A 24,021-nucleotide genomic window follows, 5' to 3' on the forward strand; every position below is an offset into this window, starting at 1 on the left:
CACGTAAGCAACTGATCATGAAAAAGCTATTATATATTTTACTGGGCATCGTGTTATTGACATCGTGCAAAAAATACCTGGACCAGGTGCCGGACGACCGGCTAACCATCGAGGAAACTTTCCGTACCTGGGCTACCGCACAGAAATTCCTGAACAACGTGTATGTCCGCATACCGGATGAATTCGGACAACGCAACCCCGGCGATTACAACAACCGCGGCTTATGGACCGGTGGCTGCGATGAAGCAGATTATGTGTGGGGATTTGTACAATCCAACAGCGTAAACATCGGCAGCTGGGATGCCAAATCCGGTTTTGTGGGCGACTACTGGACCAATTTTTACCGGGGTATCCGCGCAGCCAGCGTATTTATTGATAACGCCGATAAAATAACAGATCTCTCACCGGATCTCATCACCCAATACAAAGCAGAGGCCCGGGCACTGCGCGCCATGTACTATTTTTACCTGATGCGTATATACGGTCCCGTTGTACTCATGGGCGAAAAACCAGTAGAAGTGGATGCCAGTCTCCAGATGCCCCGCAACTCCTTTGATGAGTGCGTGGCCTATGTAACTTCAGAACTGGAAACAGCTGCGGCTAACTTACCGGTAATACCCAACAACGATCAGGACTACGGCCGGATCAGTAAAGGCATTGCACTGGCCTTCCGCGCCAATGCACTGATGTACAGCGCCAGCCCGTTGTTTAATGGAAACACCGATATGGCTGCCCTGAAAAACACGGATGGCAAACAGCTGATCAGCCAGTCGTACGATGCCAATAAATGGAAACTGGCGGCAGAGGCCTATAAATCTTTCCTCGACCAGTTTGTGCCTTCTACCTACAGTTTATTTAAGAAGAATAATGCAAAGGGAGAATTTGATCCTTATCTTTCCTGCAGGGATGTATTCCTGACCGACTGGAACCCGGAAGTGATCTTTGCCCGTCCTGCCAATTCGCTGAATTCCCGTCAGTACGAAATGACGCCGTTCCACAGCGGCGCACCTTCCAGCGATGTACGGGGAAGCGGCGGTTTAGGTGCTACCCAGAATATGGTAGACGCATTTTTTATGAAGAATGGCAGAAGCATCGATGACCCGTTATCGCAGTATGTAAAAACAGGCTACTCAGATTTTACCGGTCCTAATGAAACGGCGCCCAGCAATATCTATAACCAATGGGTAAACCGCGAGCCCCGTTTTTATGTAAACATCACTTACGATGGAAGCACCTGGCTGAATAAATCTTTTGGGAATATCGTTACCCGCATCTATAATCACGGCAACTCCGGTAAGGCCACAGGCAACAACGATTACAGTCCTACCGGCTATATTGTACGCAAGGCGCAGGGCCTCGGCAAATGGGATGTAGGTGGCCGTACGCTGATGCTCATCCGCCTGGCGGAGATCTATCTCAGCTACGCAGAATGTGTGAATGAAGCCAATCCTGCCAGCCCGGAAGCACTGAAATATGTGAACCTCATCAGGGAAAGGGCAGGGATTCCGCAATACGGATCGGCAGAATTGCCGGCACCCGCCGGGCAAGCCGCCATCCGTGAAGCGATCCGCAAAGAACGCCGCGTGGAACTGGCTTTTGAAAATAACCGTTTCTTTGATGTACGCCGCTGGAAAATAGCAGAACAAACAGAAAACGGTCCTGTCTATGGTTTGAACATCGGATCTGATATGCCCGACTTCCTGCAGGTAGTGCCTTTTGAAACCCGCGTATTTGAAAGAAAACATTACCTGTTCCCACTGCCGGCAGATGATGTGGATAATGATAAACAACTGGTGCAAAATCCAGGCTGGTAAGTATATTTAAAGAACCACCGGAAGCCGGACTGTAGTACCGGCTCCCGGTTTTAACCCGATCATATGTATAAAATAACCTGTTTACTTTTTGCAGCATTGCTGCTGCACAGCAACTGTTCCAAAAGCAACGCAAAAGAAGATCCTGTTACGCCGGGACCAACGCCCACGGTATCTTTTACTACCAAAGATGCGGCTACTGCCTACGCCAGTTTTAACCAGTATTTCTACAGTACGGCCGACAAGCTCTATTACAGCAATACCGAAAAGAAAGGCATCGGCGCCATCTGGGTCCAGGCAATTTACTGGGATATGGCCATGAACGTATACACACGCACAAAAGATCCGGCCGATCTTCAACGCATCACCGATATCTTCCAGGGTGGTTATAACCGCTATGATAAATACAACTGGAACAATACCAAGGAATGGTTTATTTACGATGATATTATGTGGTGGGTCATTTCACTTGCCCGTGCCAGCCAGGTTATCGGCAACAAGGCATATCTCGACCTCTCCGTTTCGGGTTTCAAAAGGGTATGGGATGGATCTTATGATCCGGATAAAGGCGGCATGTTCTGGGATTTTAACCATAGCGGTAAAAACGCCTGTATTAACTTCCCCACTGTGATCGCCGCCATGACCCTGTATAAGATCACCGGCGAAGCCGCTTATCTTCAAAAAGCAAAAGACGTGTACAACTGGGGCGTAAATAATCTTTATGATCCCGCTACCGGCAGGGTGGCAGATAATAATGTAAATGGTAACAAAGGCTGGTCCGATTACACCTACAACCAGGGAACGTTCATTGGAGCAGCCGTGATGTTGTACAAAGAAACCGGTACCGCGACTTATCTTGATCAGGCGAAGCTCGCCGCTACCTATACGCAGAAAACCATGAGCGATGTAAATGGTATTATGCCCGCCGAAGGCGACTGGAACGAGCAGGGCATATTAAAGGCCATCTTCGGACAATATGTGATGACGCTGATCAACGATGCCGGCCAAACGCAGTTCCTGCCCTGGATCCAGAAAAATATCAACGCCGCCTGGGGGAACCGCGACGTTACCCGTGGGTTAACCTACCGTAACTATAAAGTGCCTTGTGTAACCGGCGTGCTGCAATCCTATGAGGCCAGCAGCGCAGTATACATGATGCAGATATGCCCTCCGGCAAATTAATGGCAACGCATCGTTTTCAGGAGGTAAAACGCTATTTTTGCGCTTTAATCAATATACCTCATGAAAACGATGTTGTTTTTTACGCTGACTTGTTTGTTCGCCTGTTTTGCTACCCCTCTTTTTGCCCAGGAACAGGAATTTATCTTCAATACCTGGTCGTTAAACAAAGATGATAGCCGGTATATTTTTGCAGATACCGCACTGGTACGTATGAGCCCGGATACCAAACAAGCCGCCATCGACACCCTGCTGGCCGGCGACGATATTACTACGGTGGAGGTATTGCCCGGCAAAATGCTCACACTCAAAGGTCTCACCCTTCCCTGGGTACAGATTAAATACAAAAAGGATGGTGTGGAAAAACAAGGCTACGTGTGGGAAGGACTGATCTCTTTTCCTCCTATGCGCAGAGGCGACATGAAATTTGTATTTGCCTACGACCGCCGCGTGGATACACTGATCGGCAATGAAAAATACCCGCAGTATATTGTGAAATTAAAAGCCGTACAAGCCCGTAAAATCCTTGCTGCCACCACATTCCGGATAATGGATGATGAATCCGCTGGTTTTTCCTATGCGAAGGTAATGGCCGGTCTCGGTCTTACCAACGTGCAAAATATCGTATCTGTTGGCTTTGGTGGAGCAGCCTGTGGTGTCTCGACAAACTATTATTATTTCGCCTGGATGAAGGATGGACGGATCGCCGCACTGCCGGAAAGAATGGATGTGGGTGATGCCGGTGTATATTATCATGAGGAGTCTTTCATTTTCCCCGGCGAGAAAAACGGTCTACCAGATACCATCATCCTGAAAATGCATGAAGAAGAAGAAACAGATAAGCTGGATAAGAACGGGGAACCGGTTATGTCAGTAAAAGAAGAGCTTACCAAATACAGCTGGGATGGCGTAAACGGCACCTTCAAAAAACTGGGGAAGTAGAAGACCGCCGGTGATAACATGATTTGTGTTTCTTTGTATCTTACATAGATGTTAGCTGTAATAGTAAAATGGGTGCTGAAAACAACAGGCGTGCTGCTCCTCCTGTATGCAGCGGTTTGTGTCCTCGTTTATTTCATCCAGGAGCGCTTGCTTTTTTTTCCGGAGAGATTACCGCCGGCGTATGTTTTCCAGTTCCCCGAGCCCTTCGAAGAACGCACTATTACCACTGCTGATGGCACACAGTTAAACGGGCTGCTATTTAAATCCCGTGGCGACAAAGGCCTTATCTTTTATCTCCATGGTAACGCCGGCTCCCTCCGGTCGTGGGGAGAAGCCGCCAGGGTATATACACACCTTGGTTATGATGTATTTATGTTTGATTACCGCGGTTACGGAAAAAGTAGCGGAAAGATCCACAGTGAACGGCAGTTTTATGCCGATGCACAAACTGCCTATGACAGCCTGAAAACAGCTTACCCGGAAAATACGATTGTTATTCTCGGTTATTCCATGGGCACAGGTACCGCCGCACGCCTCGCAGCAGACAATCATCCCAGGCAACTCATCCTGCAGGCGCCCTACTTCAGCATGAAAGATATGGCCAGGTATTATTATCCCATGCTGCCTTCATTTTTATTGAAGTATACATTTCCAACTTACAGGAATATACAACGTGTTACCGTTCCCGTTACCATCTTTCATGGTGATAACGACGAAGTGATTTACTACGGCTCTTCCGAAAAACTGAAAGCATATTTTAAACCGGGAGATACACTGATCACACTGAAAGGGCAGCGGCATAACGGTATGACGGATAACCCCGAATACCAGAGAGCGGCTGAAGGAGATATTGGAATAACTCATGCGCTTATCACCTTTACTCCCTTCTTCTTACAATACTTCAATGCGGCCGGATCGCCATCCGTAATAATTGCATCTACCAACTCCAGTCCTGCAAAATTCAGGTAGGAGGTTTTCCCTATTTTCCCTGCATCGCATAACAGGTACGTATAGTCACTTTGTGTAGCCAGCGCAGTGGCAATAGCTGCTTCTTTTTCGCTGTGTGCAAACAATCCCTGCACCGAGAGGCCATCTACACCAATAAATGCCTTGCCTGCTTTATACCGTTGAATATGCTCTGTGGCCATTGTACCATGTATGGCCTGCCGGGCCGCATCGTATTCGCCGCCGATAATGTTAAGGGATACTGCGGAATGTTGCAGCTCAAATATCACCGGGAGGGAGTTGGTGATTACTTTAATCTTTTTGTTTTTTATAAACTGGCATAAGCGGAAAACAGTGCTGCCGCAATCCATGAAAATAATATCGCCATCGTTGATTTCCGCTGCTGCTTTTCTGCAGATCTTATCTTTTGCTGCTTGGTTGGCTGCTGCTTTGTTCACAAATTCAAAGGGGGAATCCTGCCCGGTCACCGGGATAGCGCCGCCGTGGGTACGGTACAGCAGCCCGTCGTCCGACAACTGATTGAGATCCCGCCGGATGGTGATCTCTGAAATTCCCAATGTCTGCGCCAGTTCACCGGTGGCTACTTCTCCTTTCGCATGCAGCAGCGCCAGTATTTTTTGTTTTCTTAGCTGGAAATTCATTTTAAATAATTAACTTGATCAAAAATAATCAAAAACGATCATAATCGATCATTTAATATGAAAACAATTAATATTCTGGAAACAGCCATCCTGTCGGACAATTGGTACACACTCAAGAAAATCACCTATGAAATGACCGACAGCGATGGGGCAGTAGTGAAGCAGGAGCGGGAGGCGTATGATCGCGGCAATGGAGCTACTATATTGCTGTATAATAAAGAACATGGCACCGTAGTGCTAACCCGGCAATTCCGCATGCCTACCTATATCAATGGCAACGAAACGGGGTTGCTGATAGAATGCTGCGCCGGTTTACTGGATGAAGATAATGCGGAAGAATGCATCCGCCGGGAAACGATGGAGGAAACCGGTTACCAGGTAACCGCGGTGGAGAAAGTATTTGAAGCGTATATGTCGCCGGGCTCTGTTACCGAGATCCTGTATTTTTTTGTGGCCGCATACACGAAAGAGCTGAAAGTTCACGATGGCGGCGGACTGGAAGCCGAACAGGAAAATATAGAAGTGCTGGAACTGCCGTTTACGCAGGCAATGGACATGATCCGCACCGGGGAAATCAGGGATGGGAAAACAATCATGCTGCTGCAATATGCGGCGCTTCATCACCTGTGCGGCTAAACGAAAAAGCAGAGCAGGTATCAGTTATCCGCCAATACCGCTTTGTTTTCATCTTTCGTTAGTAAGGCCTGGTTCTTTTTGCCCCATTGATCCATGGCCTTTATCAGAGGTAAGGTGCTTAGTCCAACTTCTGTCAGGTAATATTCTACTTTCAACGGGATACCGGCATATACTTTTTTGTACAGTATGCCAAGATCTTCCAGCTCCTTCAGGTGCATGGTGATCACGCGCATGCTGGCGCCATTTACTTCCATCTCGCGGTGAATTTCACTTGGCCGTCTGATATCATCATGAATACACTCAATGATCCAGGCTTTCCATTTACCGCCCAATACCTTCATGAAAATGCTGATGCCACAGTGCAGTTCGGGGATTTTTTTCTCGTACATGGTGTTTCATTTGCAGGAAAGATAAACATTTTACACTACTTCATAAAAGCGCATCGTCGTAACGCAACAGGGGAGTATACCGAAAAATTTTTCCATGGGTGAAACTTTTTTCGGTTATTGTCCGTCACCGCCGTAGTCAAGACATTTGAGGCCTAAAAAAAGAGACGATGACAACAAATAAAAGTGTTGCTGTAATTGGGTTAGGCCCTATGGGATTTGTATTGGCGCGTACCCTGCTGGATAATGGTTACCGCGTAACCGTATGGAACCGCAGCACAGAAAAAGCATCGCCGCTGGTAACGGATGGCGCTGTATTGGCAGCAGATCCTGCCGCAGCGGTATTGGCAAGCCCGGTGATCATTACCTGCCTCAATAATTACGAAACCACCCGCAGCATTCTTTCCACGCCGGAAGCAGCAACGGCGCTGAATGGCCGCCTTCTGCTGGAACTCACTACCGGCACCCCGCAGGATGCAAGAACAGCAGCAACCTGGGCACAGTCCCTTGGGGCGCACTACCTGGATGGCGCACTGCTGGCCACCCCCCGGCAGATAGGAAAACCGGATACGCCTATTTTTTTATCCGGGCAACAGGCCGCTTTTGAAAAAGGGGAATCCGTGTTAAAAGTACTGGGTGGCAACCTGATGTATATGGGAGCCGCCACCGGCGCCGCCGCTGCGTGGGATCTCGCCATACTTTCCAGCCTGTTCGGTTTGATCACCGGCTTCCTGCAGGGCGCCAGGATCTTTGAATCAGAAAAGCTGGATGTAAACGCATTAGGCGATATGATCCATAACATTGCACCGGTACTTGGGGAAATGGTGCGGCATGAAGGCGCTGTGATCAGCACCAACAATTTTTCCCAACCGGAAAGCAGCCTCAAAACCTGCGCGGTATCTATGACTTTAATGATGAAACAGGCCGCTGAATCCGGCATTCCCGGCGACGTGCCCGCCTTCATCCTCAACCTTATGAATAAAGGCATCAAGGCCGGTTATGGAGAAGAGCAGGTGGGAGCATTGATAAAAGCCATGCGGTAAGCAGGAGGTTAGTGTTTAGTCCGCCGGACTAAACACTAATTATCCGTATCTTTATAAGCACTCAAATAGCTGCCGCATGAACATGGAAAGTTATCTTCCCTCAGCCCTTCTCTCTCCTTATGTCAGCGCTTATCTGATCATCGAAAGCAAAGACGGCATGGAGAACCGCGTAATGCCGGATACTGCTGTGGTGATGTCTTTCCGGTTTGGTGGTAAAGTAATAAGCGGGGAATCCGGTGAGGCGTTCAACCTGCCGGTAACAGCGCTGGCAGGTTTGCGCAGAACTTCCCGGTTGTTACACTATGCGCCCGGCACCGGCAATGTGTTGGTGAAGTTTAGGGAAGGTGGCGCCGCCGCCTTTTTCAAAACACCCCTGCATGAATTGTTCGATACCCATGAATCGCTCGATCAACTGGTACAGCGCCATAAAATAAGGGAAGTGGAAGAACAGTTGTATGAGGCAAAAAACAACCTGCAGCGGATCGCGATTGTGGAGCAATTCCTGATGGCGGCACTCAGCAGCCGGCAACCGGATTTACTCATCCGCCATGCGGTACAACAAATTAAAACAGCCGCCGGCGATGTGAAGATCAAATCACTGGCAGCAGACCTGTACATCAGTCAGGATGCATTTGAAAAACGATTCAGGCGAAGCGTAGGAACTACGCCCAAGCAATTCTCCGCCATCGTAAGATTACGGCACCTGCTGGATCATTTTCCGGAAGCCGGCAGCCTCACAGAAGCAGCCTATGATGCCGGCTATTATGACCAGGCGCATTTTATAAAAGACTTCCGGGCTTTCACCGGTCAAACACCACAGGCATTTTTGCAGCAAACCTCCTGGTGGTAATCTTATACGGCCACTGGTTCTGTTTTCTTTTTCATTAATGTCTCAAATTCACCCTGGTAGTCTTCCCCCCATTTATCCATCGCATCCACCACCGGCAATAACGACTCGCCGAAATCGGTGAGATAGTACTCTACTTTCGGCGGCAGCTCATGATAAATAACCCGTTTTATGATGCCGTGGAATTCCAGTTCCCGCAACTGCAGATCCAGCACCCGCCGGCTGGCGGAAGGCATCGCTCTTTGCAGCTCACTGGGTCTTCTTACCCCTTTGTTGATCAGGTATACCATATAGGATTTCCATTTACCACCTATGATTTCCATGATGATCGCCATCCCGCACGCAAAACTTTTTGGAATCTTTTTTTCATACATAACCGGTCACTTTTCTGATACGGACAAATTTATCCCTAATAGCCGGATTCCAGGCATACGGATAAAATTTTCCGTATAGGAACATAATGTCCGTTATTGTTCTGTTCACCCGATCTGCGTCACTTTGCAGCATTGATCATCAAAATAAAAATAACATGACCAGCACAATGAATAATTACAATGGAAAGACAGCGGTAGTCACCGGCGGTACACATGGTATGGGATTGGCAGTGGTTAAAATGCTGATCGCAGGCGGTGCAGAAGTATTGCTCACCGGGAAAAATCCAAAGAACCTGGAAGCCGCCAAAGAGGAGTTGGGTAACAGCGTACACATCATAGCTTCCGATACATCATCCATGAGCGACATTGAAACCCTGCGCAACACCGTGGCTGCCACCCTGGGGCAAATTGATTTCCTGTTTATAAATGCCGGCTTCTCGTTGCTGGAACCCTTCGACAAAGTAACGGAAGCCACTTACGATAAAACCTTTGCCATCAATACCAAAGGAGCCTATTTCACCGTACAGCAGCTATCGCCGTTAATAAAAGATTATGGCGCCATTGTATTCACTACGTCCATCGCCAATGATTCCGGCTATGCAGGCATGAGCGTGTACGCCGGTGCAAAAGCGGCGCTGGCCTCCTTTGTAAAAGGTTTTGCGGCTGAACTGCTGCCCAGGAGCATCCGCGTAAATGCCGTGAGTCCGGGTTTTATTCACACACCCACTATGGGCGTGTCCGGCGCATCGAAGGAAGAATTGCTGGCCTTCGAAAAAATCGGGGAGGAGGTAACGCCGTTGAAACGCAATGGTAATACGGATGAAGTGGCGAAGGCCGTATTGTTCCTGGCCTTCGATGCTACATTTACTACTGGTGAGGAACTAACCGTAGATGGAGGTCTTTCTAAAAATCTCACCCCGCCCGATCTTTCACACTAATTTTAAAGGGCTGGCTATAAATCTATAGTCAGCCCCTCTCAAAATCCCCAGTCTCAAAAAAATATTTTAAAATGAGCAATCGCTCACTTATCTTTGTGCGGCATGAGATACAGAGACGAAAATAAAATACAGGCCATTCGCGAGGCAGCTATTGAGATGGTGGTGAAAGATGGGCTGGAAAATTTTGGCATCAACCGGCTGGCAAAAGCAGCGGGAGTATCTCCGGCAACTATTTATATTTATTATAAAGATAAAGAAGACCTGCTGACCAGCATCAGTACAGAAGAAGCACTGAAAATGACGCGGGCCACCCTGAAAGATTTTAACCCGGAAATGGGCTTTGAGGAAGGGCTGTGGATCCAATGGAAAAACAGGGCCGCTTTTTCACTGGATAACCACCAATCTGTCAATTTCTTTGAACAGCTGCGGAATTCTATGTATAAAGAAAAAATGCTGGAAACGATCTCACATGAATTCCATAGCGCAATGGGGAGCTATGTACATAATGCTGTAAAGCGCGGAGAGATCAAAGAAATGCCCCTCGAAGTATACTGGTCTGTTGCTTTTGCGCCCTTATACTCACTGATAAAATTCCATAACGAAGGACGAAGTCTCGATGGCCGCAAGTTTAAGTTTTCAGAGAAGATCATGAAAGAAACATTCGACTGTGTGATAAAAGGAATAATGAAATAGCCCTTTTTTTTGTCAAATTAATAAATGAACGCTCGCTCACAAAAACAAATTAGTCATGCAACACGTTCTCATTTTCAAAACAAACATTGCCACTGTGCAAGCCCGCTCCAAAGTAGCGTCGTTACTGGATCAGCAGTCCTTTATTGAAAAATGGACAGTAGACATGGAAGACGTAGATTGCGTGCTGAGAGTAGTAACTGCCGAACCGGTGCCGGATCGCATTATTGCATTAATCAATGCCAGCGAGTACGAATGTGCAGAGCTGGAAGACTAACAAATAGATAAGCTCAAAATCTCCCTAATGAAACAAGCATCCACCGCATTTTCGGGTCACCAGAAAATGATAGTAGCCCTGTTGGCACTCACACAATTCACGGTCATCCTCGATTTTATGGTCATGTCGCCACTCGGTGATATGCTCATGAAATCGATGAACATAAAGCCTAACCAGTTCGGGCTCATCGTATCGGCCTACGCTTTCAGCGCCGGTATCTCTGGTCTGCTCACTGCCGGCTTTGCCGATCGCTTCGACCGTAAAAAACTGCTGATATTTTTTTATGCGGGCTTTATCCTCGGCACACTGTGCTGCGGCCTGGCCAACACGTATTACACGATGGTGGCGGCCCGCATCGTTACTGGTTTATTTGGCGGCGTAATAGGATCTATTTCCCTGGCGATCGTCACCGATCTTTTTGATATCTCACAACGCGGCCGCGTGATGGGGTTTGTGCAAATGGCATTCGGCGCCAGCCAGGTACTCGGTATTCCTATTGGGTTATACCTCGCCAACGCCTGGGGATGGGAAGCGCCCTTTTTCCTTGTAGCCGGTGTAGCCGCTATCGTGATGCTACTGATCATCCTTCAGCTGCAACCGGTAATTGCACACCTGGCGGTGCAACGCGATAAAAGCGCATTCACGCACCTGTGGCATACCGTAAGAAGCCGCGATTACCGCATCGGTTTCACCGCCACCGCACTCATGTCTGTAGGCGGTTTTATGATGATGCCTTTCGGTAGCGCATTTGCCGTGAATAACCTGCACGTTACACATGAACAGTTACCGCTGTTGTTCATGGTCACCGGTGTTGGTTCCCTGTTCATTATGCCGGTGCTGGGAAAGTTAAGTGATAAAAAAGACAGGTTTACGCTCTTTACCATTGCTTCCATTTATGCACTGGTGATCATCATTATTTATACACACTTAACACCGCAACCGCTCTGGATCATCATGTGCCTGAACGTACTGATGATGGCAGGTATCATGGGCCGTATGATCCCATTCACCGCCTTAACTACCGGTATCCCCGATCTGTCGGACCGCGGCGCCTTTATGAGCGTGAACTCCTCCCTGCAACAAATTGCCGGCGGAATAGCGGCGGTCATTGCAGGGATGATCGTATCCCAGAAAGATAAATTCAGTCCGCTGGAACACTATGATACACTCGGATGGGTAATTGTAGGCTTAACCCTTCCCTGTATTTACCTGGTACACCGCGTAAGCGTAATCGTAAAAAGAAAACTGGCCAAAGGCGCGGTGGTGAATACCACCAGCGTAGCGGCGGAAGTGTAATGTTTTTTGGGGAGCCGGGCTGACCGGCTTCCCAAAAAAGTATTTAGTAAGATAAGGTACGCGCACCAGCTGTTTAGGGTTGATTCAGCGAAACTTTTATCTTAGATTTGAATTATGAAACAAATATCCATTCTCGTTCCCAAAGGCGCCGTTGCGCTCAGTAGTATTGAAGGTCCCTTTGTACTGTTTACCAAAGCCAACGACTTCCTCGAAAGCGTTGGAAAGGATCCGCTATTCAACGTGCAGCTGGTGGGGCTCTCCAAAGAAGCACACGAATACGACCGGTTTTTTAAAGTAACACCGGACGTTATGATCACAGAAAAACATAAAGCAGATCTCATCATTATTCCCGCAGTGAACGGGGAGCGTGAAGTGGTTATAGAACAGAATAAGGATTTCTATCCCTGGATTGTACAACAGCACCACCACGGATCAGAAGTGGCCAGCCTTTGTGTAGGCGCCTTTTTACTGGCATCCACTGGCTTGCTCAATGGAAAGCGTTGCTCCACGCACTGGCTGGCAGCCAATGAATTCAGGAACATGTTCCCCGATGTGGAACTGGTGTCTGAAAAGATCATTACAGATGAAAAGGGTATTTATTCCAGCGGTGGTGCCAACTCCTTCTGGAACCTGCTCATTTACCTGATAGAAAAGTATACAGACAGGGACATGGCCATTCTTGCGTCCAAGTATTTTGAAATTGAAATAGACCGCACTAACCAGGCCACCTTCACCATTTTCAAAGGTCAGCGCGAACACCAGGATGAATCAGTAAAACAGGCGCAGGAATTTATTGAGCAGAACTGGCAGGAAAAAATCACGGTGGAACAGTTGTCATCCATGTTTGCCGTAGGCCGCAGAAGCCTGGAAAGAAGATTTAAGAAAGCAACCAGCAACACTGTATCGGAATATATCCAACGGGTAAAGGTAGAAGTGGCCAAAAAAAGCTTTGAAAGCAGCCGTAAAAATATCAATGAAATTATGTGGGAAGTGGGTTATTCGGATACAAAGGCGTTTAGGACAATCTTTAAGAAAACAACCGGGTTATCGCCACTCGAGTATAGGAACAAATACAATAAAGGTGCAACTGCCAAATAACCTTTATTTTTCTGTGGAGAAGATCTTATGCCATCTGCCTTCCAATACCCCTTTCAGCATAGTGCATAATTCCTGGAAAGTATTGGGCTTGGTCAGGAATAATTTTGCACCCAGCCGCATGGCATCTTCCATATCTTCCTTCATATCAGAAGTACTCAGTATGATGATGTTCGTTAACTGATGCTGAAGGATCTTTTTCAGTTCTACCAGGCATTCGCGCCCGTTCATCAGCGGCATGTTGAAATCAAGGAAAATGTAATCAGGAGCCGGAATTTTATTTTCCTGGAACATCGCTATTGCCTGTATTCCACTATCGCATACATGTGTTTCTATAACCGGAGAGATATTGTGAATGGCTTCCTGGAAAAAAATTCTATCATCGGCATCATCATCAATAATCATTATTTGTTGTGGTCTCGTCATGGCTAAAATTTTAAGCATTAAGGTCTTCACGTTCGTTTGGATCTTCGGCGGGAAATATGAAGATAAACAAAAATGCAAAAGCGTTCAAATTTAAGATTTTACCATACATACGGTCGCGCTCCTTTTGTGGCATCCGGTGGCGCAAATATTGTAAGAGAGATGGTATCACCCTAAAAGCATCTTCTCATGAAAAAATATTTGTTGTCACTTTTAATGTTGCCCGCAACTTATCAGCTGTGTGCACAAGACAGTGCCCGCCTGCCGCCACCCCATGCCACAAAATCATATATGAACTATAGCCAGGTAGTTGGCTGGGGTCCTGGTGAAACACCCGTTGCACCAGCGGGTTTTCACGTGTCTTTATATGCGGATGACCTGGTAAATCCACGCTGGATGTATGCGCTCCCAAACGGCGATGTGCTGGTGGCGGAATCAAACAGTAATTTCCCGCTGGTGATTAAAATAGGGGCGGTGTTTGTAGGCGCCCAGAAGTCAAAGAGTATGCGGCACAGTGCAGATCGCATTACACTGCTGCGGGATGCTAACCACGACGGTATACCGGAGTTCCGCAGCACCTTTCTTTCCAATCTGAATCAGCCCTTTGGCATGCTGCTGATAGGCAACCATTTTTATGTAGCCAATACCAATGCGTTAGTCCGCTATCCTTACAAAACCGGCGATACGGTGATCACCGCGGCGCCGGAGAAAATAACAGACCTGCCTGTCGGCAAAAAAAATCAACACTGGACACGAAATATCATCGCCAATAAAGATCAATCCAAAATTTATATCGCTATTGGCTCAGCCACCGATCATGCAGAGAAAGGTATTGAAAATGAACAATCGAGGGCAGCCATCGTGGAAATCAATCCCGATGGTACCGGTCGCCGCATTTACGCCGCAGGTTTAAGAAACCCTGTTGGCATGGACTGGGCCCCCGGTACTTCTACCTTATGGGTGGCTGTTAATGAAAGGGATAAATTAGGCAACGACCTGGTACCCGATTACATGACAGGCGTAAAAGAAGGCGGCTTCTACGGATGGCCCTGGAAGTATTACGGTCAGCGTACTGATACACGCGTGAAAGATCCCGCGCCACCGGAAGCAAACAATACCATTATCCCCGATGTGCAATTAGGCCCTCATACCGCCTCCCTGGGCCTGGTATTTTACCGGGGAGATAAATTTCCGGAAAGATACCACCAGGGTGCATTCATCGCCCAGCATGGCTCCTGGAACCGCAAGCCTATTTCTGGTTACAAAGTATTGTTTATCCCTTTTGCTAATGGGAAACCCGCCGGTAAACCAACAGATTTTCTCACCGGATTTGTGAAAGATTCCACCACGGCAGATGTAAGAGGCCGGCCGGTAGGACTCCTTGTATTGAAAAACGGCGCAATGCTGGTAACAGACGATAAAACCAACCGCATCTGGAAGGTGGTATACGGACAATAATGAAATGTTTAACTTGCACGGCATGAAAATATTCCAGCAGGCATTACAGCTACAGCAAAGAAGAAGGGGATTTCACATTATCACCACGGAAATCGTACAGGCATTTCCGCAACTCTCCGAAATAAAAACGGGAATGCTGCAGGTATTCATCCAGCATACCTCGGCGTCGCTTACGCTGAATGAAAATGCAGATCCCACCGTGCGGAAAGATTTCGAAATGTATTTCAATAAAACCGTCCCTGAAAACGATCCGGAATACCTGCACGATGATGAAGGATCCGACGATATGCCGGCGCACCTGAAAGCCGCGTTGTTAGGCAGTTCTGTTATGATCCCCATCCGCAACGGCCGGCTTGCAGTAGGTACCTGGCAGGGCATATACCTGTGTGAACACCGCAATCACGGCGGTCCGCGGAACCTGCTGCTTACCGCATGGGGAGAATAACAATCAGCTCAACGCATCGTGAAAAATAATACCCAGCGTGTGCCGGTTCCCGTTATGCACCGGGCTTACGCCATGTTTCATGTTCACACGGTAATATCCCTTGCTGCCTTTTACAGGCCGGAAATTAGTGGTAAAAATCAGCATATCCCCCCGCTGCGGCCGCAGCACATTGGCTTTGGATTGCGCCCTGGGGATCTGTTCCGTTAATACAAACTCGCCCCCGGTATAATCCTCTTCCGGCTCATTCAGGAATACTACCAGCTGCATTGGAAAATAAATATCGCCGTACAGGTCCTGGTGCAGGGTGTTAAATCCATCCTGCCCATATTTAAGGATCAGGATGGTGGGTTTCGTTTGTCCGTTAACGTGACAATGCGCTTTTAATGCAGCATGTGTATCGGGATACCGCTGCGCAATGTGCAATACTTCCATCCATTTGTTGGCTACCGGCGCAATAAACGGGTACACTGTTTCCCGGATAGTGGTGACCAGCTCCGGCAGGGGATACTGAAAATATTTATATTCCCCTTTCCCAAAACGGTAACGCTCCATCACAATTGTTTTCCGGTAGGTGTCGTCGGCCTGGTAATCATTGATCAGCGCATCACATTCCGCTTTGCCCAGTACACCTTTCAGTAACGTATAGCCGCGGTCGTTCAATTGGGTGGCTGCCTGTTGCCAGTCGTGCGCCAGCAGCCGCTGTTTAATATCTTTCATCTGGTATTTTTTTTATGGAGATACAAAAATAACTGCCCGGGCCACCACGGAAAACCCGGTTCTTGCGGTGTTGGGGTAATGGTATTATTCAACGGAATAATAGTATTTTCATAGTTTATTATTGCCTGAAATATGCAGTGCATGAATTAAATAGTAACGTTGCAAATATCAAAATGAACAAATGAAATGTTGAAGCTGGCCATCATCAGCGATATTCACGCAAACCTGCCTGCGTTGATATCCGTACTGGAAGACATAGAACAGTTTGGTGCCCACCAGGTATACTGCCTGGGTGATCTCACGGATGCCGCGCCGTGGCACAATGAAGTAATAGACCTGATCCGGCAAAAGAACATCCCGGTAATTATGGGCAATCATGATGAACGCATCGCCTTTGACCACCCTGTATACCCGCTTAGTAAACACACGCCGGAAGAGCAAACAGCCAGGCTACAGGCCATCAACTATACAAAAGATACCATTAGGCCGCAACACGCAGCCTTCCTCGCAGAACTGCCACCCCATATACAGATGGATGTTGCCGGCGTAAAAGTATTACTGGTACATGGCAGCACCCGGAGTAACGATGAATACCTCTACCAGGATCATGATGAAAATGACCTGTTGGGAATGATGGAAGAATATCATGCAGATATAATGGTGACCGGGCATACGCATCTCTCTTATATACGCCCGCTGAAAGCGGCGGGAAAAATGGTGATCAACACCGGATCAGTAGGCAGGTCGAAAGAAAGAGACCGCCTGGCGGCCTATCTGCAACTAACGGTTACCGGCAGTAAAATTACACCGGCCATCCGGAAGATACCTTACCCGGTGGAAGAAACCATAGCCGGCATCCGGAACAGTCCCATTCCCGATTTTTACGCACATTTTTTAGCAGGTAACGATAACGCTTAGTGCGTATCTTTATCCGTAAATTAACGGGTATGGAAACTGCTCACCGGGATTACAGCACCATCAGTCCTACTGCCAAATCATTGTTGCTGCTGAAAGGCGTTACCGCTATTCCTTACGCAAAGGAAGCTGCACAACTCATGCTGGCGCCGCTGCCCTATCAAATGAATACGGATAGTAAGGATCTTTCATTCTGGCTAAGGGTGGTGCATTTCGAAGACCGTTACTGGAGTATCAATCAATTACTGGATGAATTGCCGGCGAAAAATGTCCTTGAACTATCTTCCGGGTTTTCTTTCCGTGGACTGGAAACTGTGAAACAACCGGGGTATCACTATATTGATACGGACCTGCCGGAAGTAATAGCACTAAAGAAGGAATTTGTTGCGGCGTTGAAGAAACAACCACCGGCCGGTGTGCTGGAAGTATTACCGTTAAACGCATTGGATGAAGCGCAGTTTATGGAAACGGTGAACCGTTTCCCGGAAGGCCCGCTTGTAGTGGTGAATGAAGGATTGCTGATGTACCTTGATGATACTGAAAAGGAAAAACTATGTAATATTATCCGCCGCGTGTTGCAACAACGTAGAGGATACTGGATCACCGCAGATATTTATGTGAAGCGGGATGCCGCCACCAACGAAATAAAACGGGATGAACAGTGGAAAGCATTTTATGCCCAGCATCAGATTCATGAAAAAATGTTCGACAGCTTTGAAGCCGCTGAAATATTTTTCCGGAAGATGGGATTCGAAATAGAGAAGGTGGCTGCCCGTGATCATGCGCGCCTTACCGGGCTGCCACACGTGGTCGAAAACGCTACAGAAGAGCAGCTGCATAAAATGAGGGCGGCGGGAAGGATCAGGGCTACCTGGCGACTGAAACCGGTGGAGTAGCATCTGCCATTACTACCAGGTCTTTCAATATCGTATACAGTTGTTCAATATTTACCGGTTTACTCAAAAATCCATCCGCGCCGGAAGCAATTATTTCTTCCTTTACTTCACTGTAGGCATTGCCGGATACCAGTATGAAAGGGATCTGCCGCAACTGGCGGTCGGCCCTGAACTGCGACAACATTTCCACACCGCTGATATGCGGCATGATCATGTCCATTAGTATAGCATCCGGTTGATGCAGCCGGGCTTTGGCAAGGCCCTGCGGACCTGAGTCGGCCACTATTACTTCTATGCCCATGCGTTTGAGCGCCAGTGAAAATGCGAGGTGGTTCAGGTGGTCATCGTCTACCACCAACACTTTTAAGCCTTTTAAGATAGAATAGTCCATCATTTGATGGATAGCAGCAGGTGGAGTAGTAATTTCCACCGGCATGCGCAAGGTAAAAATGCTGCCCCCGCCATCAGGATTATCTGTTACCGTAAGATCGCCTCCCATCATGCGGGCCATATGCCGGGCAATGGGTAGTCCCAGCCCGCTGGATTCTGTATGCTGCCCTGGTTCAGTCACATACGGATCAAAAATGTGCTCCTTCCGGTCGGCGCTAATGCCCACCCCCTGATCAGTTACGGAAACTACCAGCTGGTTGTTTTTCATGCCGGCCCTTACTGTAATGATTGACCGGAAAGTAGTGAACTTGATAGCGTTGCTGAGAAGGTTTACAATAATGGTGCGAAGCTTCGACTTATCTGCCAGGATATACTCCGGCAGGTTGTCGTTCAGTGAAATATTGATATGCACGGATCTTCTTTTGGCCAGGTATTCATACGTATCGCATAAGTGCTGCACCCAGTCGCTGAAGTGAAACGGTGATTTGCTGATCTCATCTTTTCCTTCCTCAATTTTCGACCATCCCAGTGCATTGCTCATTACCAGCTGCATATCCTGGCAGGCAAAATGTACGGCTTCCAGGTGGGCAATGCCTACCTGTACCGTTCTTTTCCCCTGGTCGGCCGTTTCAATATAATTTTGCAGGATGCTGTTTACCACATTCAATGGCGACCGGATTTCGTGGGTGGTTTCACGCACATAGATGCGCATGGCCTGGTTGGCTTTGTCCAGCTGGTTTACCAGCGATTTCAGCTGTTTATTCTGGAACCTGCTTTCCTTGGCAAAATAATACAGGGCGGTGCCGTTCAGAAAAGTAGCAGAGATGATCACCAGCCAGTGTAAGTATAATTCGGTGTCCTTATTAAGCGGAAGCGAAGCAATCACCGGGTACCTGAAATTAATCAGTACCAGTATCATTACCACTGCACTGGCAACAAGGGTTATGACCTGCGACCAGGGCTTTTCAAACACCAGGAATACACAAAAAGCAAGGAAGGGGGCAAACAGGTAAATCTGGGAAGCAGGTCCCAGCAACACGCCAAAAAACCAGATAGAAACACTGTGTAACAAGAACATCAACTGTTTCCCGTAAACCGGTTTGCTGTAACGGGTAATCAGCAGCGTGGAGAGAAAAAGGGCGCTTTCCAGCAGGGCAGGGTAAAAAATAATGCCGTAGCCCGTCATATAATATAACAGGCATCCAAGCGTAAATGCCAGCAGGCTGGCGCTTACCGCCAGGGAATTGACAATCTTTATAATCCGTTCCTTTGCTTCATTTTCCTCCGCATTGCGGCCATTTATCCTGGTCAGGGTAAGGTTGTTTTTCATAAAATCCAGGTTTTCATGTTAAGGGGTTGCAGGTCTTTCTTTTCCTGATGCATTCAAGGTAGAAGAATGCAGATTATCAAGTGTAAATTCTTTGTTAACAACAGATATCTTTTGCCAGCGGTTTAAAGTTACCGTGTGAAGATTTGAACAATTAACGCACATTTTTTTGTCAGTTATAAACACTACTTTCATATTGAAATTATCATATACATGAGTATACGTTTATTTTACCTGGTCATCTGGCTGTTTATCATACCGGTGACTGGCAAAGGCGCTATCATCATTGAAGGGCAACTGTCCGGAAATCCGCACAGCCTCATTACCCTGTATGGCTATGCCGATTATATCAGTAAGGCGCCCGTGGAAATACTGAAGGTACATACAAATGGTGCCGGAAATTTCCGGGTAACCGTATCGGATTCCTGCGGACCATTGGTAAAACTGCTCGTGGAAAACAGGTCACTGTCCTTTTTCACGCTGCCGGGCGGCGCCTATATTATTCAGGATACGACGGGCCAACTCACCGTAACCGATGCTGCCGGCACTCCCGTGAACCAACTCCTGCATAGCATGGAACAAGAGCTCCTGAAAAACTGGTATCCCTTATTTGTAGATACCACCGGCCGTTTCCGGCTAACCCTACCGGCAGATACTGTTTTTCAACGCTTCCACGAAATAGTATTAAAATATACGAACGATACCACATCAACAGCTTACCCGCTGCTGCGCTATGATGCGGCGATCTATTACCTGGCATTTGTGCAACAGCTGCCTGATACCACAGGCTTGATGGATTATTTTGAGAATGATTATTTCAATAACGCGCCCATTCAGGAAAAAAATCCCTTTTATACGAAGCTGTTGGAAGATGATTTGTTTGTAAGAATGATGTTTCTTGCCCAACAACGATATAAAGGAAGTGCAGGTAACCTCATCGACAAGGTAACCCACGAAGCTGCTTATTTTAAATCGCCACAGCTGCAGCAACTGGCGCTGGCAGCAGGGTGTAACCAGGCATACCGGGTCAATCGTGAGCCGGAGCAGAAAGATGAACTGTCCCGCCGCATCCGCGCCACCATCCTGGATAGCCTTACCCATCCAGGGATCAGGACGATGATTGCCCACGTCATTACAGAAAATACCCGCGCCCGCGTCGGGAATAAATTTCCGCTGCTGACACTGAAAAATGAAAAAAATGAAACCGTAAATTTTGCAGATATAAAATCTGATCTTATCCTGGTCGACTTCTGGGCCACCTGGTGCTGGGGCTGCGTGGAAGGAATGAAAAACTTTCCCTCCTGGATCAGTCAGTGCAACGGGCAGCTAACCATCGTTTCCATTTCCGTTGACAATAACCTCCAGCAAATGAAAGCATTCCTGGATAAACGCGAAAAGCTCCCCGGCGTATTATCGCTGTACAACGGCCGTACCGGTGGCTATCTTGATAAATTGCAGATCAGCGGCTACCCCACCTATATTCTTCTTAATAAAAACCGCGAAATAATTGCCATGCCAGGCTACACCTCTGCGGTGGCTGAGCAGCTAAAAATCAACATAAAATAAAAATCAAAAATCGAATCAAAAAAATTAACCTAATCAGTGTAATCCTGAGAAAGACAACCTCCCCGCAATCCGGAAAAATAAATCTCCCGAAAAATTCCCGATATCGAAAATCCTTTGAAAGATATACACCTACTTTTACAGCAGATTTAAATACCTATAAGTACGCTGTATGCTGAATACCTGGATACCATGCTGCAGGATTCGCTACGGAATATCCTTGCCTCATGTCATTTAAATAAAGCTGTTTAAAATGTGATGGCGGAAGAATTACGGCACCAAAGCAGCATATTGATATCACTTTTATGCAGAAAAATATGAATGCAAATTCAAAGAAAACGGCCGGGAAAAAAGCAAATTCCCGGTCGCTGTTCTATCGCATCTCCGCCTGGCTGCATTTGTGGCTGGGCATTGCTTCGGGTATTGTAGTAGTCATCGTGTGCGTAACCGGATGCATCTACGTGTTCAACGAGGAAATCACCGGCTGGATGGAACCGGAAGCAAATGTCCCGGTACAATCGCAGCCACTCATTGCTCCTTCAAAGATCCTGGAAGTAGCCGCGAAAGAATATCCCGGCAAAACCGTAGGCTATGTGCTGTATAAAGAAGGCAAAGCCGTAGAAGCCAATATCGGCGCAAGGAGAGGCGGTTCCACCCTGAAGCTGAACCCCTATACCGGCGCGGTAATCAATAAAGTAAACCGTAAAGAAGGGGAACTGAACTTTTTCAGATGGGTACTCAACGGACACCGTTTCCTCTGGCTGCCGGTTAAGATCGGCCGCCCTATCGTCAACTACAGCACTTTGATCTGCGTAATCACCCTGATCAGCGGCCTGGTGTTATGGTGGCCGAAAAGATGGAATAAAAGTACCCGTAACCAGAGCTTTAAAATAAAATGGGGCGCCAGCTTCAAACGCATTAACTACGACCTGCACAATGTACTGGGCTTTTACGCACTGCTGGTACTTTTTGCTATATGCGTTACCGGTATGGTATACGGACTGGAATGGTGGAGCAAAGGCCTCTACTGGGCTACCTCCGGTGGAAAAACATTGCCGGAATTCCGGGAATTGAAATCAGATTCCCTGCAGGCGGGCAAAAAACAGGATATTAACCTCGGCCAGAAAATGGATATTGCCTGGAAAACAGCGATAGGCAAACACCCGGAGGCATCCGGTTTTTACATGGCCTTCCCGGATACTTCCAAAGCCACCGCGTCTATTACTGTTATTGTATATCCTGAAAAAGGACAGTATTATAATAACCAGCGCTACGTATTTGATCAGCATACACTGGAACCGCTTACCGGTAATAAATTATATGAGCAATCCTTTGCAGAAGCCGAATTTGGCGCTAAACTCAGGCGCATGAACTACGATATCCACGTAGGCAGCATCCTGGGATTACCGGGCAAGTTCATGGCATTCTTCGCCAGCCTGATCGGCGCTACACTACCTATCACGGGGTTTATTATCTGGTGGGGTAAAGGCCGGAAAAAGAAAACGCCGGCGCCGGTGAAAAGAAAGGCGCAAACAGCAGCAGTATAAAATAACTATTTCCCAATTACATAGATTCAGAGAAGAAAGGGCGTCATTCAGTTGATGTCCTTTTTTTATCGGGTGTACATACACCGGCTTTCTTTTAAATGTACAGAATTAAAGGAATAATGTACAAGTGAATAAAGAGATTATCGGTATAAATTTGCGCTTATAAAACAACGGACCATGAAAGCAATTGTTTTAAATAGTGCAGGAAGCGTAGATAACTTAGTACTCACAGACTTGCCGGTGCCGGTACCGGGAGAGGCCGAAGTACTGGTAAAAGTAAAGGCCATCAGCATTAACCCGGTGGATGTTAAAACCCGTGCCGGCAAAGGCAGGTACAACCTCCTGAAAGAGGAAAACCCGCTGATCCTTGGCTGGGATATTTCCGGCGTGGTAGTCGCTTCCAACTCACCGTTGTTCAAAGAAAACGATGACGTATTCGGAATGGTCAACTTCCCTGGTCACGGCCGCGCATACGCGGAGTATGTAGCCGCGCCGGCCGCGCACCTGGCGTTGAAGCCGGCAAATATCTCTCACGATGAAGCGGCTGCAGCCACCCTGGCGGCGCTCACCGCCTGGCAGGCGCTGATAGATCACGCCAGCATAAGACCCGGGCATAAAGTGCTGATCCATGCAGCGGCAGGCGGCGTAGGACACTATGCAGTGCAACTGGCCAAACATCTCGGCGCGTATGTCATCGGTACTTCTTCGGCGGCTAACAGGGAGGTGATCCTCGGATTGGGAGCGGATGAGCATATCGATTATCACACCCAGCCCTTAATAGATCATGTATCAGATGTCGATTTCGTTCTTGACACCATCGGCGGCGATACCATTGATCAGTCGCTCGAAGTAATGAAGCGCGGCGCTACTATCATCAGCATTCCTTCCGGTTTCCGGGAAGCGGTAACCGCCAAGGCGGAAGCAAAAGGCCTCACCGGTTTCTTCATCCTGGTGGCTTCCAACGGGGCAGAAATGGCTAGTATCGCTGCTTTGATGGAACAGGGCCTGCTCAGGTCCATCGTCTCCAAAACTTTCTCTTTGGAGGAAATGAAGCAGGCGCATCTCCAGATAGAAACCGGCAGAACAGTAGGTAAAATTATCGTACGGGTTTAACCGTTAGTAACGATTCCATAATAACAGCAGCGCAGTTTAAACAGGCGGTAGCCCGGCCGCCGGCGCTGCTGATTTTTTTTAGAGAGATGTAAAGAAATATTTCTAT

25 protein-coding genes are annotated in these 24,021 nt (G+C 47.7%); 19 read left to right on the plus strand and 6 right to left on the minus strand.

Annotated features, from left to right (window positions below; genetic code table 11):
- The first annotated feature begins 17 nt into the window (after positions 1-17).
- The 4 genes from QFZ51_RS12380 to QFZ51_RS12395 all read left to right on the plus strand — a co-directional run bounded on the left by QFZ51_RS12380 (position 18) and on the right by QFZ51_RS12395 (position 4,901).
- Entirely contained in the window at positions 18-1,814 is a 1,797-nt protein-coding gene (locus tag QFZ51_RS12380) for a RagB/SusD family nutrient uptake outer membrane protein (protein ID WP_429046200.1), read from the plus strand.
- A gap of 63 nt (positions 1,815-1,877) precedes the next feature.
- The gene (locus tag QFZ51_RS12385; RefSeq protein ID WP_429046201.1) at positions 1,878-2,993 is read left to right on the plus strand and encodes a glycoside hydrolase family 76 protein; all 1,116 of its coding nucleotides are present in this window, start codon (positions 1,878-1,880) and stop codon (positions 2,991-2,993) included.
- Between the two features lie 60 nt (positions 2,994-3,053).
- Positions 3,054-3,932 (plus strand): hypothetical protein, encoded by an 879-nt coding sequence (locus QFZ51_RS12390; protein ID WP_429046203.1) that lies wholly within the window; start codon positions 3,054-3,056, stop codon positions 3,930-3,932.
- A gap of 48 nt (positions 3,933-3,980) precedes the next feature.
- Entirely contained in the window at positions 3,981-4,901 is a 921-nt protein-coding gene (locus tag QFZ51_RS12395) for an alpha/beta hydrolase (protein WP_429046205.1), read from the plus strand.
- On the opposite strand, the gene QFZ51_RS12400 is transcribed toward QFZ51_RS12395, so the two are convergent.
- Entirely contained in the window at positions 4,793-5,539 is a 747-nt protein-coding gene (locus QFZ51_RS12400) for a DeoR/GlpR family DNA-binding transcription regulator (RefSeq protein WP_429046207.1), read from the minus strand. The two genes, QFZ51_RS12395 and QFZ51_RS12400, sit on opposite strands and share 109 nt — an antisense overlap.
- Before the next feature lie 57 nt (positions 5,540-5,596).
- Between QFZ51_RS12400 and nudK the strand changes: the two genes are divergently transcribed.
- Entirely contained in the window at positions 5,597-6,175 is a 579-nt protein-coding gene (gene nudK / locus QFZ51_RS12405) for a GDP-mannose pyrophosphatase NudK (RefSeq protein ID WP_429046209.1), read from the plus strand.
- 20 nt (positions 6,176-6,195) lie between these two features.
- Here nudK and QFZ51_RS12410 read toward each other — a convergent pair whose 3' ends face one another.
- The gene (locus QFZ51_RS12410) at positions 6,196-6,564 is read right to left on the minus strand and encodes a winged helix-turn-helix transcriptional regulator (RefSeq protein WP_429046210.1); all 369 of its coding nucleotides are present in this window, start codon (positions 6,562-6,564) and stop codon (positions 6,196-6,198) included.
- Between the two features lie 167 nt (positions 6,565-6,731).
- On the opposite strand from QFZ51_RS12410, the gene QFZ51_RS12415 reads away from it, so the two are divergent.
- Positions 6,732-7,604 carry an NAD(P)-dependent oxidoreductase gene (locus tag QFZ51_RS12415; RefSeq protein WP_429046212.1) on the plus strand — a complete coding sequence of 291 codons (873 nt, stop codon included), beginning with the start codon at positions 6,732-6,734 and terminating at the stop codon, positions 7,602-7,604.
- Between the two features lie 76 nt (positions 7,605-7,680).
- Entirely contained in the window at positions 7,681-8,454 is a 774-nt protein-coding gene (locus QFZ51_RS12420; RefSeq protein ID WP_429046214.1) for a helix-turn-helix domain-containing protein, read from the plus strand.
- A gap of 2 nt (positions 8,455-8,456) precedes the next feature.
- On the opposite strand, the gene QFZ51_RS12425 is transcribed toward QFZ51_RS12420, so the two are convergent.
- Entirely contained in the window at positions 8,457-8,786 is a 330-nt protein-coding gene (locus tag QFZ51_RS12425) for a winged helix-turn-helix transcriptional regulator (protein ID WP_429046216.1), read from the minus strand.
- 194 nt (positions 8,787-8,980) lie between these two features.
- Between QFZ51_RS12425 and QFZ51_RS12430 the strand changes: the two genes are divergently transcribed.
- The 5 genes from QFZ51_RS12430 to QFZ51_RS12450 all read left to right on the plus strand — a co-directional run bounded on the left by QFZ51_RS12430 (position 8,981) and on the right by QFZ51_RS12450 (position 13,124).
- A complete protein-coding gene (locus QFZ51_RS12430; RefSeq protein ID WP_429046218.1) occupies positions 8,981-9,763 on the plus strand; it encodes an SDR family oxidoreductase in 783 nt (260 codons plus the stop codon).
- Between the two features lie 102 nt (positions 9,764-9,865).
- Positions 9,866-10,456: a TetR/AcrR family transcriptional regulator gene (locus QFZ51_RS12435; RefSeq protein ID WP_429046219.1), complete on the plus strand. Its 591-nt coding sequence runs from the start codon at positions 9,866-9,868 to the stop codon at positions 10,454-10,456.
- Positions 10,457-10,511: 55 nt separating this feature from the next.
- Positions 10,512-10,730: a hypothetical protein gene (locus QFZ51_RS12440; protein ID WP_429046221.1), complete on the plus strand. Its 219-nt coding sequence runs from the start codon at positions 10,512-10,514 to the stop codon at positions 10,728-10,730.
- 27 nt (positions 10,731-10,757) lie between these two features.
- On the plus strand, positions 10,758-12,026 hold the full coding sequence (locus QFZ51_RS12445; protein ID WP_429046223.1) for an MFS transporter: 1,269 nt from the start codon (positions 10,758-10,760) through the stop codon (positions 12,024-12,026).
- A 114-nt stretch (positions 12,027-12,140) separates the two neighbouring features.
- Positions 12,141-13,124: a GlxA family transcriptional regulator gene (locus tag QFZ51_RS12450; RefSeq protein ID WP_429046225.1), complete on the plus strand. Its 984-nt coding sequence runs from the start codon at positions 12,141-12,143 to the stop codon at positions 13,122-13,124.
- 3 nt (positions 13,125-13,127) lie between these two features.
- Here the strand turns inward: QFZ51_RS12450 and QFZ51_RS12455 are convergent, their stop codons facing one another.
- Positions 13,128-13,547, minus strand: a complete 420-nt coding sequence (locus QFZ51_RS12455) for a response regulator (protein ID WP_429046227.1) — start codon at positions 13,545-13,547, stop codon at positions 13,128-13,130.
- Between the two features lie 186 nt (positions 13,548-13,733).
- On the opposite strand from QFZ51_RS12455, the gene QFZ51_RS12460 reads away from it, so the two are divergent.
- Both QFZ51_RS12460 and QFZ51_RS12465 read left to right on the plus strand, forming a co-directional pair.
- Positions 13,734-15,002 carry a PQQ-dependent sugar dehydrogenase gene (locus tag QFZ51_RS12460; RefSeq protein WP_429046229.1) on the plus strand — a complete coding sequence of 423 codons (1,269 nt, stop codon included), beginning with the start codon at positions 13,734-13,736 and terminating at the stop codon, positions 15,000-15,002.
- 22 nt (positions 15,003-15,024) lie between these two features.
- Positions 15,025-15,447, plus strand: a complete 423-nt coding sequence (locus QFZ51_RS12465) for a secondary thiamine-phosphate synthase enzyme YjbQ (protein ID WP_370911612.1) — start codon at positions 15,025-15,027, stop codon at positions 15,445-15,447.
- 3 nt (positions 15,448-15,450) lie between these two features.
- Here the strand turns inward: QFZ51_RS12465 and QFZ51_RS12470 are convergent, their stop codons facing one another.
- The gene (locus QFZ51_RS12470; RefSeq protein WP_429046230.1) at positions 15,451-16,164 is read right to left on the minus strand and encodes a 2OG-Fe(II) oxygenase; all 714 of its coding nucleotides are present in this window, start codon (positions 16,162-16,164) and stop codon (positions 15,451-15,453) included.
- Between the two features lie 186 nt (positions 16,165-16,350).
- Between QFZ51_RS12470 and QFZ51_RS12475 the strand changes: the two genes are divergently transcribed.
- Both QFZ51_RS12475 and QFZ51_RS12480 read left to right on the plus strand, forming a co-directional pair.
- Entirely contained in the window at positions 16,351-17,082 is a 732-nt protein-coding gene (locus QFZ51_RS12475; protein ID WP_429046232.1) for a metallophosphoesterase family protein, read from the plus strand.
- A gap of 29 nt (positions 17,083-17,111) precedes the next feature.
- Positions 17,112-17,975 carry a class I SAM-dependent methyltransferase gene (locus tag QFZ51_RS12480; protein ID WP_429046234.1) on the plus strand — a complete coding sequence of 288 codons (864 nt, stop codon included), beginning with the start codon at positions 17,112-17,114 and terminating at the stop codon, positions 17,973-17,975.
- Here the strand turns inward: QFZ51_RS12480 and QFZ51_RS12485 are convergent.
- A complete protein-coding gene (locus tag QFZ51_RS12485) occupies positions 17,947-19,695 on the minus strand; it encodes an ATP-binding response regulator (RefSeq protein WP_429046235.1) in 1,749 nt (582 codons plus the stop codon). The genes QFZ51_RS12480 and QFZ51_RS12485 overlap by 29 nt on opposite strands.
- A gap of 210 nt (positions 19,696-19,905) precedes the next feature.
- Here QFZ51_RS12485 and QFZ51_RS12490 point away from each other — a divergent pair, with 210 nt between their 5' ends.
- From QFZ51_RS12490 to QFZ51_RS12500, 3 genes are all read left to right on the plus strand, one after another.
- Positions 19,906-21,258 carry a TlpA family protein disulfide reductase gene (locus QFZ51_RS12490; RefSeq protein ID WP_429046237.1) on the plus strand — a complete coding sequence of 451 codons (1,353 nt, stop codon included), beginning with the start codon at positions 19,906-19,908 and terminating at the stop codon, positions 21,256-21,258.
- A gap of 314 nt (positions 21,259-21,572) precedes the next feature.
- Entirely contained in the window at positions 21,573-22,802 is a 1,230-nt protein-coding gene (locus QFZ51_RS12495) for a PepSY-associated TM helix domain-containing protein (protein ID WP_429046239.1), read from the plus strand.
- Between the two features lie 177 nt (positions 22,803-22,979).
- The gene (locus QFZ51_RS12500; RefSeq protein WP_429046241.1) at positions 22,980-23,915 is read left to right on the plus strand and encodes an NADP-dependent oxidoreductase; all 936 of its coding nucleotides are present in this window, start codon (positions 22,980-22,982) and stop codon (positions 23,913-23,915) included.
- The last annotated feature ends 106 nt before the right edge of the window (positions 23,916-24,021 follow it).

It is taken from the genome of Chitinophaga sp. W3I9 (assembly GCF_050434025.1).
Lineage (GTDB): Bacteria > Bacteroidota > Bacteroidia > Chitinophagales > Chitinophagaceae > Chitinophaga.